Source organism: Dyadobacter koreensis, assembly GCF_900108855.1.
GTDB lineage: Bacteria > Bacteroidota > Bacteroidia > Cytophagales > Spirosomataceae > Dyadobacter > Dyadobacter koreensis.
In genome coordinates this window covers 216,345-229,964 of the sequence record NZ_FNXY01000006.1, presented here as the reverse complement: position 1 = coordinate 229,964, position 13,620 = coordinate 216,345, and the positions used below count along the sequence as shown (strand labels likewise).

General features: G+C 41.6%; 11 protein-coding genes and 3 tRNA genes. 4 read left to right on the top strand and 10 right to left on the bottom strand.

The window, feature by feature from the left end; all coding sequences use genetic code 11:
* Nucleotides 1–10 precede the first annotated feature (10 nt).
* From BMY70_RS19705 to BMY70_RS31565, 4 genes are all read right to left on the bottom strand, one after another.
* Nucleotides 11–1,465, bottom strand: a complete 1,455-nt coding sequence (locus BMY70_RS19705; protein ID WP_090338006.1) for a DUF1501 domain-containing protein — start codon at nt 1,463–1,465, stop codon at nt 11–13.
* 69 nt (nt 1,466–1,534) lie between these two features.
* Nucleotides 1,535–3,850, bottom strand: coding sequence for a PSD1 and planctomycete cytochrome C domain-containing protein (locus BMY70_RS19700; RefSeq protein WP_090338005.1), 2,316 nt, complete (start codon nt 3,848–3,850; stop codon nt 1,535–1,537).
* 480 nt (nt 3,851–4,330) lie between these two features.
* On the bottom strand, nt 4,331–4,741 hold the full coding sequence (locus tag BMY70_RS19695) for a nuclear transport factor 2 family protein (protein WP_090338004.1): 411 nt from the start codon (nt 4,739–4,741) through the stop codon (nt 4,331–4,333).
* Nucleotides 4,710–5,288, bottom strand: coding sequence for a TetR/AcrR family transcriptional regulator (locus tag BMY70_RS31565; protein WP_177197079.1), 579 nt, complete (start codon nt 5,286–5,288; stop codon nt 4,710–4,712). Before BMY70_RS31565 ends, BMY70_RS19695 begins: the two co-directional genes overlap by 32 nt.
* Nucleotides 5,289–5,531: 243 nt before the next feature.
* On the opposite strand from BMY70_RS31565, the gene BMY70_RS19685 reads away from it, so the two are divergent.
* On the top strand, nt 5,532–6,347 hold the full coding sequence (locus tag BMY70_RS19685; RefSeq protein ID WP_229209693.1) for an MBL fold metallo-hydrolase: 816 nt from the start codon (nt 5,532–5,534) through the stop codon (nt 6,345–6,347).
* Nucleotides 6,348–6,499: 152 nt separating this feature from the next.
* Here BMY70_RS19685 and BMY70_RS19680 read toward each other — a convergent pair whose 3' ends face one another.
* From BMY70_RS19680 to BMY70_RS19670, 3 genes are all read right to left on the bottom strand, one after another.
* Nucleotides 6,500–6,997, bottom strand: a complete 498-nt coding sequence (locus BMY70_RS19680; RefSeq protein WP_090338002.1) for a VOC family protein — start codon at nt 6,995–6,997, stop codon at nt 6,500–6,502.
* 154 nt (nt 6,998–7,151) lie between these two features.
* A complete protein-coding gene (locus BMY70_RS19675; RefSeq protein WP_090338001.1) occupies nt 7,152–7,919 on the bottom strand; it encodes a hypothetical protein in 768 nt (255 codons plus the stop codon).
* A gap of 325 nt (nt 7,920–8,244) precedes the next feature.
* Nucleotides 8,245–10,587: a GH92 family glycosyl hydrolase gene (locus tag BMY70_RS19670; protein ID WP_229209692.1), complete on the bottom strand. Its 2,343-nt coding sequence runs from the start codon at nt 10,585–10,587 to the stop codon at nt 8,245–8,247.
* Nucleotides 10,588–10,883: 296 nt separating this feature from the next.
* On the opposite strand from BMY70_RS19670, the gene BMY70_RS19665 reads away from it, so the two are divergent.
* Nucleotides 10,884–11,279 (top strand): VOC family protein, encoded by a 396-nt coding sequence (locus tag BMY70_RS19665; RefSeq protein ID WP_090337999.1) that lies wholly within the window; start codon nt 10,884–10,886, stop codon nt 11,277–11,279.
* A gap of 71 nt (nt 11,280–11,350) precedes the next feature.
* On the opposite strand, the gene BMY70_RS19660 is transcribed toward BMY70_RS19665, so the two are convergent.
* The 3 genes from BMY70_RS19660 to BMY70_RS19650 form a co-directional block, all read right to left on the bottom strand.
* Nucleotides 11,351–11,427: transfer RNA gene (locus tag BMY70_RS19660), tRNA-Arg, on the bottom strand.
* 81 nt (nt 11,428–11,508) lie between these two features.
* Nucleotides 11,509–11,582 (bottom strand) — tRNA-Pro (locus BMY70_RS19655).
* Nucleotides 11,583–11,668: 86 nt separating this feature from the next.
* Nucleotides 11,669–11,755 (bottom strand) — tRNA-Ser (locus tag BMY70_RS19650).
* A 130-nt stretch (nt 11,756–11,885) separates the two neighbouring features.
* Between BMY70_RS19650 and BMY70_RS19645 the strand changes: the two genes are divergently transcribed.
* Nucleotides 11,886–12,848 carry a vWA domain-containing protein gene (locus tag BMY70_RS19645; protein WP_090337998.1) on the top strand — a complete coding sequence of 321 codons (963 nt, stop codon included), beginning with the start codon at nt 11,886–11,888 and terminating at the stop codon, nt 12,846–12,848.
* A 38-nt stretch (nt 12,849–12,886) separates the two neighbouring features.
* Nucleotides 12,887–13,606, top strand: coding sequence for a tetratricopeptide repeat protein (locus BMY70_RS19640; RefSeq protein ID WP_090337997.1), 720 nt, complete (start codon nt 12,887–12,889; stop codon nt 13,604–13,606).
* The last annotated feature ends 14 nt before the right edge of the window (nt 13,607–13,620 follow it).

Genomic DNA, 13,620 nt, shown 5'->3' with positions numbered 1-13,620 from the left:
TATTTGATTCTCAAATAAGTATATCATTAACAACCTTTCCTGAAACATCAGTCAGGCGGTATCTCCGGCCGAGATGTTTAAAAACCAGCTTTTCGTGGTTGAGCCCTAACTGGTGTAATATCGTCGCTTGGAAATCATGAACATGAACGGGGTTACTGGCAATGTTATATCCCAGTTCGTCCGTTTCCCCATAAACGATGCCCGGTTTTATTCCTCCGCCTGCCATCCAGATCGTAAAGCAGCGCGGATGATGGTCGCGTCCGTAATTATCCTGGGTCAGTTTGCCCTGCGTATAACTCGTCCGCCCGAATTCACCGCCCCATATGACAAGCGTTTCGTCAAGCAGCCCCCGTTGTTTTAAGTCAGTCACCAAAGCTGCCGAAGCCTGATCAACATCCTTCGCCTGTTTTGTTATTTCAAAAGGCAGGTTTCCATGCTGATCCCAACCCTGGTGATAGAGCTGGACAAAGCGTACGCCGTTTTCCGAAAGTTTACGGGCAAGCAAACAATTTGCCGCAAAAGTTCCGGGCACCAGGCAGTCGGGTCCATATAATTTTATTATATCGTCCGACTCTTTAGAAAGATCCATCACTTCCGGTACGGCGGTCTGCATCCGGTAAGCCATTTCATATTGTTTTACCTTGGCAGTGATTTCCGGATCACCGAATTCCTGATAAGAAATTTCGTTCAGTTCCGACAAATTATCAAGCATTTCCCGACGCTCCTTCCTGTCCATTCCCTCCGGATCGCGCAGATAAAGAACGGGATCTTCACCCTTGCTGAACTGTACTCCCTGATGCACGGAATCCAGAAATCCGTTTGACCATAATTTTGAATAAACACCTTGTCCGTTTCCTACCCCACGAGAGAGCAGAACAGTGAAATTGGGCAGATTTTTATTCTCATTTCCCAGTCCGTAACTTAGCCACGCGCCCATGCTGGGCCTGTTTCCCTGCTGCGAGCCTGTCTGTAAAAATGTCAGCGCCGGATCGTGGTTGATCGCCTCGGTGTACATGGATTTGACGATGCAGATATCATCAACAATTTTGGAAGTATAAGGAAGCAGATCGCTCACCCAGGCGCGGGATTCGCCATATTGTTTAAAATCGACAAAAGAGCCTACCAAAGGAAAAGAAGCCTGATTGGCGGTCATGCCTGTCAATCGCTGGTTTCCGCGCACCGACGGCGGAATTTCCTTACCAAAAAGATCCCTGAGTTTGGGTTTATAATCAAACAACTCCTGCTGCGAAGGTGCGCCGTTTTGAAATAAATAAATGACACGTTTTGCTTTTGGAGCAAAATGCGGCATCCCGGCAACCAGCGCTTCTTCATCCAGTTCGCCATTTTTAAAAAGATCAGGCATAAGCAGAGAACCAAGCGCAATGCCCCCGATTCCCAAACTCATGGATGATAAAAACCGCCTTCTGTTAAAGTTGAGGCCATGTTCCAAAATTTCCTTCTCCATAATTAAAAACTTTTTAGCGCCTGCTTATTTCAAAACTTACGATACCTATGTTCCTCAATTATCCCTTAATCAAGTTTTCGTAATCGTTTCTTCCAGATTATAGATCGTAGAGACTACACGCATAAGCGCAGCCAGCGTTTTGATATCAATATTTTTTGTAATTGGATACTCCCCTATTGCCACCATTTTTTTTGCAGCTTCAGGTTTGATCGTTTTCAGTTCTTTGTTATAATAGGCCGTTAGAACACCTACTTCCTTTTCGCTTGGCGTCCGGCAAACGATCAGTCTGAATGCCTTGACAATTTTAGCTTCTGACTCTGTTTTTTCCTGTAATAATTTGGCTGCCAAAACCCGCGAAGCTTCCAGGACCGCGGGATCGTTCATCATCACCAGGGCCTGCAAAGGTGTGTTAGTTTTCAATCTTTTCACTTCGCATAAATCGCGGTTACTAGCATCAAAAATCCCCATCGTCGGAGGCGGAACAGTGCGTTTTATTAAAGTGTACATTCCTCTCCGGTACAGACTTCCGCCATGATCCTGATTATAAACCGAAAGTAGCCCACGACCAGACGTAGCACCTTCCCATAAACCCGCAGGCTGGTAGGGTTTAACACTTGGGCCGCCAATCGTTTTGTTCAGTAAACCGCTGCTAGAAAGGACGAGATCTTTGATGAATTCTGCATGAATACGGTATCTGGGTCCTCGTGCAAGCAAAATATTATCCGGGTCTGCCGCCAGTTTATCTTTGGTAACAACAGCTGACTGACGGTATGTCGCGGACGTAACCATCTGTTTGACAAGACGTTTAATATCCCAATTATGCTCCATAAAGTCAGAAGCAAGCCAGTCGAGCAAGGCAGGATGTGACGGAAGCTCGCCCTGCATACCAAAATCACCTGAAGTTTTTACAATACCTTTTCCAAAGAATTCCTGCCATAATATGTTGACGTAAACTCTGGCAGTTAACGGATTTTTTTTATCAAACAGCCACTGCGACAACCCCAGACGGTTCTTTGGATACTTATTGCTGAAAGGTAAAATAGAACTTGGCGTTCCAGGCTGCACTTCTTCTCCCGGCGCGTCGTATACGCCGCGTTTTAATACATAAGTTTTTCTGGTAGTGTCCAGATCGCCCATCACCGACACGATCAATCTGTTGGTATCCTGTTTGTTGACAAAAGTTAAAATATTCTTTACGTCCTCATTACTGATCTCCATTAACGGTTTTTTCGCGTAAGTCTCCGGCCCACCGATCACAGATTCAATACCAACTTCTTTGACATTATTAAAAAATGCGAACATCTGGTAATACTCTTTTTGCGAAAACGGATCGTATTTGTGGTCATGACAATGTGCACATTCCAGCGTTACACCCAACAGCCCTTTGCCAAAAAGATCGTTTCTGTCGGTAACGTACATGATCCGGTATTCTTCCGGAATAATGCCGCCCTCTTCCGTGATTTTATGATTTCTGTTAAAACCAGTTGCCAGCAATTGTTCCTTCGTAGCTTTCGGCATAAGATCACCGGCCATTTGCCAGGTCACAAAATCATTGTAATGCATGTTGTTATTAAAAGCATGGATAACCCAGTCACGCCACGGCCACTGTGTCCGGTAGCCGTCATCCTGATACCCATGCGAATCTGCATAACGTGCCAGATCAAGCCAGTGAAGCGCCATTTTTTCTCCATAAGCCGCGTTTCTCAGCAGTTTATCTACCATTTTCTCATAAGCTGCCGGGCTTGTATCGGCGAGAAATTCATCCATCATCTGCAGCCCTGGCGGCAATCCGTTCAGATCAAGACTCAATCTTTTCAATAAACGTTCTTTATCCGCTTCTTGATTTGGTTTCAAACCTTGCTCTTCCTGTTTTTGTAAAATGAAATTGTCAATTTCATTTTTTGGCCAGTCCGTCATTTTTACTTCTGGTACTGCCGGCTTTTTCGGGGCTACAAAAGCCCAGTGTTTTTCATATTTTGCTCCCTGCTTGATCCACTTTTCGATCAGATTGATTTCATGTTGGGAAAGTTTCAGATTTGAAGACGGAGGAGGCATTAAAAGAGCTGTATCTTTGGATGTGATCCGGAGATAAGCCGCCGATAATTCTGGTTTTCCAGCCACAAGCGCGTGTGCTTTGGGATTTTCCTTTAAGGCCTGAAAAGCATTTTCAGCCAGATCAAGCCTTAGTCCAGCTTCCCTTTTATTGGCGTCGGGGCCGTGACAGGCAAGACATTTATCGGAAAGGATCGGGCGGATATCAAAATTGTAACTTATCCGCTCCGGTACTTTTTCCTCTTTAGGTTGATTTGAAGAATTGCTGGTGCAGCACTGAAATGCTATAACAAGGCACACCGCAATGAATAAAAAAAACGAAGTTTTCCGCATATTAAAATCACCCGTGAACTACATCCAATTTTTATACAATATAAATAATCGACTAAATAAATGTACAATTTTTGGGCAATATAAACAAACATGTGCGCGTCAACTATCCTGTGCTATGCTGTTTTTTTGAAAGTCATTCAATTTATTTTCATTACTTATAAATACGTTTAATAATTTGACTCTAAGATGATAACCCACTCAAAATCAAACTTAACTCTACTTACTCCGAACCTTGCAGCATAATGCTCTTTTTAAAAAATCTGAACATTCTTCCGCCGGTTTTCCCTTGCCCTTAACCGTATCTGGGTTTCCTGATAAATATCTCAACCTCAAACGTCCGGTAAGGATTTTCGGGCCAGTCATGTTTTGTAGCGAAGCTTTAGTCTCATGATTTTCGGCCCGGCCGTCCCTATCTGACTGGCATAGTGAAATTTTGAATGTTTTTCACAACTCAGCCTTTCCCACTCATCCGTGCACTTATTATAACCGGCGCTCCGATTCCTGAATGGCAAGGTCATTGATACTGGCGTATCGTTTTTTCATTAGCCCATTTTCATCAAATTCCCAGTTTTCGTTACCATATGCACGAAACCATTGTCCGCTTGCGTCGTGGTATTCATACTCGAACCGCACTGCAATCCGGTTGCCGGTGAAAGCCCAAAGTTCTTTTTTCAATTTATAATCCAGTTCTCGCTGCCACTTTCCGGATAAGAATTGTACGACATTTTCACGCCCGTTTATAAACTCGGAACGATTGCGCCATTCCGTATCTACGGTATACGCCAGTGAAACCCGCACTGGATCCTGGCTGTTCCATGCATCTTCCGCAAGCTGGACTTTCAGGTTTGCGGTTTCAAAATTAAACGGCGGTAAAGGAAATTTTTGCTCCATTTTGTTTGATGTAAATTGATTGAATAATTGATTTAGCAGTATCAACGGGCCATTGTTCCCGGAAAAGTTTACTTTCCAGTATAGCACCTTCAAAAAGAATGTAGATATAGTTGGGATCGATTCCGGTATCGAGCAGCAGCGTATGAAAAAAATAGCGAAGATCTGTTTTATGCCGGATTATAACCTGGCGGATCGCTACGTTTTCTTGCGGTATTTCGGAAAGAAAATTCAAGAATGCGCAACCCTGAAAATCTTCTTTGTTATTCATAAAACAGATATAATCAAAAGCAGCCATTAGCCTGGACATGATCCCTTGCGACGAAGAAATAAATGTGTTTAAGCCCTGAAACCAAAAATCATGTCGTTCGTTTAGATAAGCAATGGCAATTTCTTCTTTCGAACCGAAAATCTGGTAAACACTCGATTTTACAACGCCCGATTCCTCAACAATCTGGTTGATTCCCGTAGCATTATATCCTTGCTGGTAAAACAGTTTTGAAACCGTTTCTAAAACACGTTCTCGTGGCTTGATAATCCTTTGTTTCATATTCTTCGGAAAACAGAACGGTCTGTTTTTTCTAATATGACAAAGGTAGTCTGGCGGGGAAAACCGTTAACGGTATAAGTCAATGCTCTTGTGGTATTAATCAGTTATTTAGAACTTTTGCAGAGAAGGATGAAGGTGATTTGGCATATTAAAAACAATCAGTAACAGGATTTGTTTTCCATCTTTAAACTGTATTTATTTCAGGATATATCGAAGAAAATGTCCGGTTTAAAAACTTTAAAAATGATGGACTTCCCTATCAAGCCTGTTTGTAAAACCTGCGGAACACAATATCCCGCCGATCAAAAACTTCCTGAACTTTGTACGATCTGTAACGACGACCGGCAGTATATTACCGAGTTGGGACAGGTATGGATTGAGCTGGAAAGTCTGTCAGCGCAGTACTGTACTAAAACAACCAGAGTCCGGGAGAACTTATATACCCTGAAAATAATTCCTGATTTCGCGATTACACAACGTGCTTTTCTGGTTCTTTCACCTTCGGGAAATATTTTGTGGGACTGTATTCCACTTCTCGATGAAGCTACGACTGCATTTATTAAATCAAAAGGTGGCCTGAAAGCAATCGCTTTCTCGCATCCTCATTATTACAGCAACATGAATGTCTGGGCAGAAAATTTTAATTGTCCAATTTACATTCACGAAAACGACAAAAACTGGGTAATGTACAAAAGTGATTATTTAAAATTTTGGAAAGGTTATTCTATGTCTGTCGCGGATTCCGAAATAATCAATACCGGCGGGCACTTTCCGGGAAGCTGCATTTTGAAAATACCTGGTTTTTCGGACAAAGGCGTAATTCTGAGCGGAGACACATTATACATCTCTAAAAGCAAACGTTATGTTTCTGTGATGTATAGTTTTCCCAACCATATCTTACTTTCAAAATCAGAATTTCTGTCGTTTTTTGATAAAACAAAAAATCTGGAATTTGACACTATGTATGGTGCTTTTGAAGGTCAGAACCTGGTCGGAAATGCGAAGGAAATTTTTGCATCTTCAATGCAGCGTTATATCGAAAGTTACGGCAATGGATGAGCAAAGACCTCGAAACGTTTTTTCCAACGCATTTTTATCCTGCGGATAGATCTGAAATAACGGATTGCATAAGCACGTGATTACGAGTATTTCAGGACAATTCTAAATCAGAGAATCGTCCTGAAATCAAGTCGGTAGATGAACTAACCTCGTTATGCATCTTTCAATGTCTGAATATCGAGCTTTTTCATTTTTAACATAGCAGCCATTACTCGATTAGCCTTCGCCTGATCGTTATCCAGCATAAGTTCGGTTAAAATGGTTGGAACAACCTGCCATGACAGGCCAAATTTATCTTTCAGCCAACCGCATTCCTGCGCTCTGACATCACCTCCCTCAGAGAGTTTTTCCCAAAAATAATCAACTTCATCCTGCGTTTCGCAGTTGATTATGAATGAAACCGATTCGCTAAATTGAAAAATGGGACCACCATTTAATGCAACAAATTCCTGCCCTTCAATGTTAAACTGAATGGTCATAACGGTCCCTTCCGGCATTTTATGGATTTCCTGCCCTTGGTTTCCATACCTTGTAATTCTACCGATTTGTGAATTTCCAAAAACGGAAACATAAAATCTCACCGCTTCTTCTGCGTTGTTATCAAACCATAGGTTGGGTGTGATCTTTTGCGAAACAATTCTATTTTCCATGATACATGTCGTTTAATAATTGTTTGAAAAGTCAAAAATAAAAGAGGCGAATGAGTAGCAACCTGTGTGAAACTGACATTATCAAGGGGCATTTGCGACATGTTTTTCTAACGTAAAACCTCTAAAAAATCCGTTGAGAAACGTAAGTTGTTTCCTAATGAACTTGCTGTGATTCTGCTAGTTTTTGTGTAACAGCATATGGAAGTGATAAATTACCCGAAAGCACTCCATAAATATTGTAAACACCTAAAATTGGCTTTTTGGAAGCATCATGATTTTCACCGTGGCTCATTTCCATATAGCAGCTTACCGCATCGAACTTGAAATTTCTCTGATTCTTCATCCTGAATGATGGAACGAGCACCCGAATTTCTTTGCCTGATTTGATGACATTAAAACCAGGAGAATCGAAAAAAATCGGCATACCCGGTGCTGTTTTGGGCAGCGTTACTGACTTGTCTCCGTCTTTGAATTCCTTGACGCTGAGTCCGCCAGGAACTCGTTCATCTTTTGTAAGCACAACCCAGTGCGCGTGCCAGATTATTCCATCGTTATCATATTTCCCATCAATATTTTCATCCCAAAGTGGCGTGTCGTCCATATCAGGATGAGAGGTCAAAGCCATGGCAACGATGCCTTCAGTAGCTGAAAACCCAATATCGTTTGATTTTAATGTGGTAGGAAAAACATAGGCAAGTACCGGCGCACCATGCATACTTCCAACAGGCTTTGGTGTTGTCCTGCCGGCCTGGCCTTCTACACTGATTTCAAAAACCAATGCATCATATTTCATTTCATAGTAAACTTTTGCCGCTTGCAGTTTGAAATCGCTTGTGTTATAACTTGCCCCGGGAGCCTGCGAAAAAGAGGCAGTCAAGCCAGCAAAAAAATAGGCAGTCAGTGTTAGAAATTTTGTTTTCATACGAGTAAGTGAAGGTGAGTTGATAATCGATTTAGCCTGACAGGTGTTCGTACTTGTTTATGGAGGATTGCGCGAAGAGAAAATCCGGAGTAAAATTTCATTTTTTGCCATATCGTTATTGTTAGGATAAAGCGGGAGAATTACAAATTTGAAACCAACAATCAAATGCCTGATAATTAATAAATTACAATATTTTCCAGTGTTATTTTTTATCTGTATTTCAACAATTATTCGAGATTATTTCGAAATAAAAAAGACAAAGGCCGAAGACGTGATATTTTGGAATATCACGTCTTCGGCCTTGAATTGATCTATACCTTAAAATTTACTGTGCAGATGGAGGTGGAACTTGAACACCCCACGATTTATTTGGCTGGCTTCCCATTTCAAAATGCAACGTTCCTCCTTTCATAAGTTGGTCGCGGTAAAGCCAGCAATTATCCAGTTTTTTTCCGTTGAATTCAGCAGACTGAACATAAATGTTCTCTTTTGAATTATTTACAGCTTCGATCTTCAATTGTTTATTATTTCCCAGGCGAATTAATGATTCTGAAAATAACGGGCTGCCAAATTTAATAATAGGTCTTGCATCTGTCAATCCTTTTACATCAAACAAACCAAGCGACGCAAGTACATACCAGGAACCCAACTGTCCCTGATCTTCGTCCTGGCCATATCCGTATCCATGAATCGGCTCTGTGCCATAAAATTCATTACAAATCGAGCGGGTCCATTTCTGAGTAAGCCAAGGTCTTCCCGAAAAATTAAATAACCAGCTTATGTGCAGACACGGTTGATTTCCATGATTATAAATTGACTTGATGCCCGCGAACGCATCTATCACCTTTCCACCGCCAAACCCTGCCTTTTCAGAGGCGGTGAAGATACTGTCCAGCCGGTTGTTAAAGGTTTCTTTCCCAATTGCATCAATCAGGCCAGCTGGATTGTGAGGAACATAAAATGTATATTGAACCGCATTCCCCTCCTGAAAACCTCGCCAAGGCTGATACGGATCAAATTTGTCGATAAACATGCCATCAATACCTTTCGGATGCATTAGCTTATTTTTCGGATTAAAAATTAATTTCCATCCATCAGAATACTTTATCAGTTTTTCGAAATCTCCCTTTTTGCCTAATTTTTTTGCCATTTGAGCAGCTGCAAATGCGCTGAAACTGTACTCCAATGTATGGGAAGCTGAAAATTGGGAGCCTGTTGAATCTGTTTTTTCTCCCTCAATAAAGGGAACAAAACCACGCTCTGTAAAAACTTTTGTATCCATTTTTCCAGAACCTTCTTTTCTGTTCTTCCAGTTAAGTTCATTAGACTTTACCGCCTGATAGGCCAGGTTAACGTCATAATTTCTAATCCCGGAATTATATGCCCCAACTATGGCGAGGCCTACGAAATTGGTTCCGACGCCCGACACATACTCACTGTTCGCGATCCCATCTCCCAGCCAGCCTTTATCCTTATATAATTGAAGCTGCGTGTTTACATAATTGCCGTACCATTCCGGATATGCCAATGACCAAAGCTGCGTGATATTCCAAAATGCACCCCAGATTGCGTCTGTATTCATAAATTCCGGGCGTTTATATTTTCCATTAGCGATCAGTTTGCCGGACGTTCCTGCATGTTTGGGATAAGCGCCATTAACGTCACTTGCTATACCCCTGCCCAGCAGCGCATGAAATAATCCCGTGTAAAACTTGATTTTATTTTGTTCGTTGCTGTCATTGATAACAATTTTCCCAAGCTCTCCCCTCCATATATCCTGCGCATTATTTTTAGCTTTTTCAAAGGAGAGGTCCGCCGCTTCGGCTATCAGGTTTTCTTTGGCATTTTCGATGGAAGTATAGGATAAACCAACTTTTATTTCGATCTGTTCGCCCTTCTCTGTTGAATAATTCAAAACCAAACCAGCCCCTTTTCCCTTGACAGACGACATATTTTCTTTTAATTCAGAGCCTTTAAATGCGCCAACGTAATCCGGCTTTTTACTCAGCTCACCCGAAAAATACATCGTTATTTTCCCCTGCGGGTCGTACAATTGAACATATTTTGGATACGTTACCACGTAGCCTTCAAATCGTCTTTCATCAATCATTTCAATACTTGCATCAATAACTTCACCGCTCTCCCCTTGTTTATTTCCGATATCCAAAATGATATGTGACTGGGTATTTTCCGGGAAAGTATAGCGGTGAAAACCAACGCGTTTAGTAGCAGTGAGTTCCGCCGTTATACCATAGTCATCGAGTAATACTTTGTAATAACCAGGTTCGGATACTTGGTTATTACGGTCAAATCCAGATCGGTATCCATTGGAACTTACGTCAAGATCACCCGGTTGAACTTTGATTTTACCGGTTGTCGGCATAAAACTTACACCTCCGATCTGCCATTCATGAAAATTTACAAAACCTTCTATTGAATTATGCCTGGTATCATATCCTACCGCTTCCCAGCCTGACGGATTGCCATAATGGCCATTGGTTGATGGTGCAAGTTTTGCAAGTCCGTAAGGGACAGCGGCCGGGGTATAAAAAAACCAGCGGCTATGCGCCGTTCCGATTTCCGGATTTACAAATTTCAGCAGGTCCTGCCCTCTTGCAACGGTAAGCATAACCAAAAAAACAAAGATCAGGCCAGATGTTCTATACATGATTTTCATCCTTGAATTAAAAAGCGTTTAGAAACGATTTAATATGTTCATACATACCTACAAATTAAAGCATTTTATTTGTATTTAAATCATTTTAAGTTTTGTTATAAAAAGTTTTTCACATTCGGCCAATATCCCTGACGTTGCTCGTTATATCAAATCTCTATGACCAATTGTTTACTTGTTAAAATTAAAGCTATTAGCAATTAATCAGTGTGGATAGCAGACGATGCTAGTTTGTAACCTTACCTTTGTAAAACAGCTAATCGTTTTCCGCTTAATCGAAATCTATTATCATGATCAAATTTGCTTACACAATTCTTTATGTCAAAAATGTATCCGCTTCAATCTTGTTTTACGAAACAGCTTTTGGTTTTTACCGCAAGTTTATTTCTCCGGATGAAGATTATGCCGAATTGGTGACAGGTGATACCACGCTTTCCTTTGCATCAATGAGTTTAGCAACTTCAAATATTTCCGACGGCTTTATAGAAAGTAATACAACCTCAAAACCTTTCGGAATCGAAATTGGATTTGCTGTTGATGATGTGGAGAAAACTTTGCTAAATGCGCTGAATTCCGGGGCGTTGCTGGTTGAAAAACCTAAAACAAAACCCTGGGGTCAGACGGTTGCTTATGTCAGAGATATTGATGGCTTCCTGATCGAAATTTGTACAGCGATGGAGAGCTGATTGGGATCCGGTGTTAGTCATTCTGCTAAACAAAAAAGCACTTAACGAATTTCGTTAAGTGCTTGACAATGTGGTGATCCCGTTTGGATTCGAACCAAAGACCTACTACTTAGAAGGCAGTTGCTCTATCCAGCTGAGCTACGGGACCTTGTAATACTAAAACAGTTGGTGGTATGCAGCAAGTAATCAAATTACTCAATGGTACTGCCAACTGATCACTGAATTATTGTCGGGGAGACAGGATTCGAACCTGCGACCCTCTGGTCCCAAACCAGATGCGCTACCGGGCTGCGCCACTCCCCGAGTCATTATGCCCTGTTGCTGATCTTTAATTTCGTCAAATTTCAACAACCCTAAACGTGCGGATGACCGCTAAAAGAGAAACAGTGTAGAGGAAGCGGGATTCGAACCCGCGGTACCCTTGCGAGTACGGCAGTTTAGCAAACTACTGGTTTCAGCCACTCACCCATCCCTCCGTCTTTCCGTTCTGGGTTGCAAATATAGCGGGTTGCAAATCAGAAAAACAAATGTTTTAGAAAAAAAATCTTTGTCACAAGCTTCTAATGTCTATTTTTGGAAAACTTTTAATTAGCCAAAACGTTCATTATGAACTGGAATTACCCCTTTGAAACAACTGAATATTTTTTTATATTTTTTTTCATTCTTGCTTACGTAACCTTCATTATTCGCACGATTCGTGTGGCACGCCAGCTGAATACGACAGCCAGAACTTTAATCTTAAAATTATTCTTACGTTCAATTGCCTTCGCATTGCTTATCATCAGTTTGCTAGGCCCGTCATTCGGAGAGGCAGATCAGGCTTTGCAATCAAAAGGAAAAGATATTTATGTGCTGGTTGATCTGTCTAAATCAATGGACGCAACCGACGTGACGCCTTCCCGTCTTGAAAAGGTTAAGTTTGAAATAAATCGTTTTGTTCAGAATCAGCGATCCAACAGAATTGGCCTGATCGTTTTCTCCAACGACGCCTTTGTACAGGTTCCGTTAACTTATGACGCTGCTGCACTTGACCTTTTTATCCAAAGCTTACAAACCAACCTTTTACCCTCCAGCGGTACGAATATTTGCGGAGCTGCGGAATTGGCGTATAAAAAACTGGTCAACGGTGACGATCCTTCCGGCCGTTCCAAAATGATGGTAATTTTTACTGATGGCGAAAACAAGACGGATTGCGGTGGCTCATTGTACAATAATCTTCGAAGATTCGGTATCGGGGTGTATGTAGCAGGGATCGGTACAAAAAATGGGAGCAGCATACCTTCTGAAGGAAAACCGCTGAAAGACAGCAGGGATAATCTGGTAATAAGCAAACTTGATGATGACTTTCTGCAAAATCTGGCTGCTAATGCAAAAGGTTTTTATTATCAGTTAAACAATGAAAAAAATGATGTAAACCGCATGATCGCCGATATCAATAACGCAGACGGCACACTCGTCGATACACGGACCGTCACCGTTGTCAGTAATAAATATTATTATTTCCTGGGCGCTGCGCTGTTTTTATTAGTGATGGATGTTTTAATTACAATCGGAACATTCCGACTCTGAGGAACTATTATTATTTTTGCGCTCTAACCGGAATCGCTATGAATGCCCTGCTACTATATTTACTGCTTTTGCTGTGGGACAACCGTACGTTTGATTCTATTACTAAAACGAATGAACGAAAAATCGGTGCCGAGATGGCCTATGATAAAAAGCAATATATCAATGCATCGAAGCTATACCATCAGATTACTTATGGTTCGCTTTTTTCCGATCCCGCGGCACGTCTGAATATGGCGCACTCCTACTACCAGGCCGGAAAACTGAACGATGCTTTGTATCATTACAAGCTTTTACAAAAAGTAAATGACAAAACAATCTCCTCCATTGCAAATTGCCAGATTGCCTTGATCCTCGTCTCTCAGAAAGATACCGCTTCTGCGCTCGAAAATCTAAAAACAGCGCTTCGGCTCGAACCAAGAAATACACTTGCCCGATCAAATTATATAATTTTAAAACAGCGATTTTCAGGCATAGAACAGCCATCAAATAAGAGTGATGAACGAAGGCAGGCAAAAAATGAGTCAAGCAAAAATCAGCCAACTCCCTCACAGCCAGAACCAAAACCCGAGGGTTTCGAGCAGGAAGAGGCGGCAAAGAGAGAGCAGCTTTTGAAAAGCCTGAGAGCCATGAACATGTCGGAAGAACAGGCGCGCCTGATTCTGGATGCCATGAAATCGAACGAATCCCAATATATTTACCAGCTCAGACGAAAACAATATGCAAAGAAGTCTGAGAAAAATGAGACAATAGAATGGTAATTCTTACTATATAA

Coding starts and splice junctions, on each gene's coding strand:
- BMY70_RS31565 (WP_177197079.1), bottom strand. CDS start 5,288: ATGAAACAAAGGATTATCAAGCCACGAGAACGTGTTTTAGAAACGGTT.
- BMY70_RS19640 (WP_090337997.1), top strand. CDS start 12,887: ATGAATGCCCTGCTACTATATTTACTGCTTTTGCTGTGGGACAACCGT.
- BMY70_RS19680 (WP_090338002.1), bottom strand. CDS start 6,997: ATGGAAAATAGAATTGTTTCGCAAAAGATCACACCCAACCTATGGTTT.
- BMY70_RS19665 (WP_090337999.1), top strand. CDS start 10,884: ATGATCAAATTTGCTTACACAATTCTTTATGTCAAAAATGTATCCGCT.
- BMY70_RS19645 (WP_090337998.1), top strand. CDS start 11,886: ATGAACTGGAATTACCCCTTTGAAACAACTGAATATTTTTTTATATTT.
- BMY70_RS19705 (WP_090338006.1), bottom strand. CDS start 1,465: ATGGAGAAGGAAATTTTGGAACATGGCCTCAACTTTAACAGAAGGCGG.
- BMY70_RS19685 (WP_229209693.1), top strand. CDS start 5,532: ATGATGGACTTCCCTATCAAGCCTGTTTGTAAAACCTGCGGAACACAA.
- BMY70_RS19700 (WP_090338005.1), bottom strand. CDS start 3,850: ATGCGGAAAACTTCGTTTTTTTTATTCATTGCGGTGTGCCTTGTTATA.
- BMY70_RS19675 (WP_090338001.1), bottom strand. CDS start 7,919: ATGAAAACAAAATTTCTAACACTGACTGCCTATTTTTTTGCTGGCTTG.
- BMY70_RS19670 (WP_229209692.1), bottom strand. CDS start 10,587: ATGTATAGAACATCTGGCCTGATCTTTGTTTTTTTGGTTATGCTTACC.
- BMY70_RS19695 (WP_090338004.1), bottom strand. CDS start 4,741: ATGGAGCAAAAATTTCCTTTACCGCCGTTTAATTTTGAAACCGCAAAC.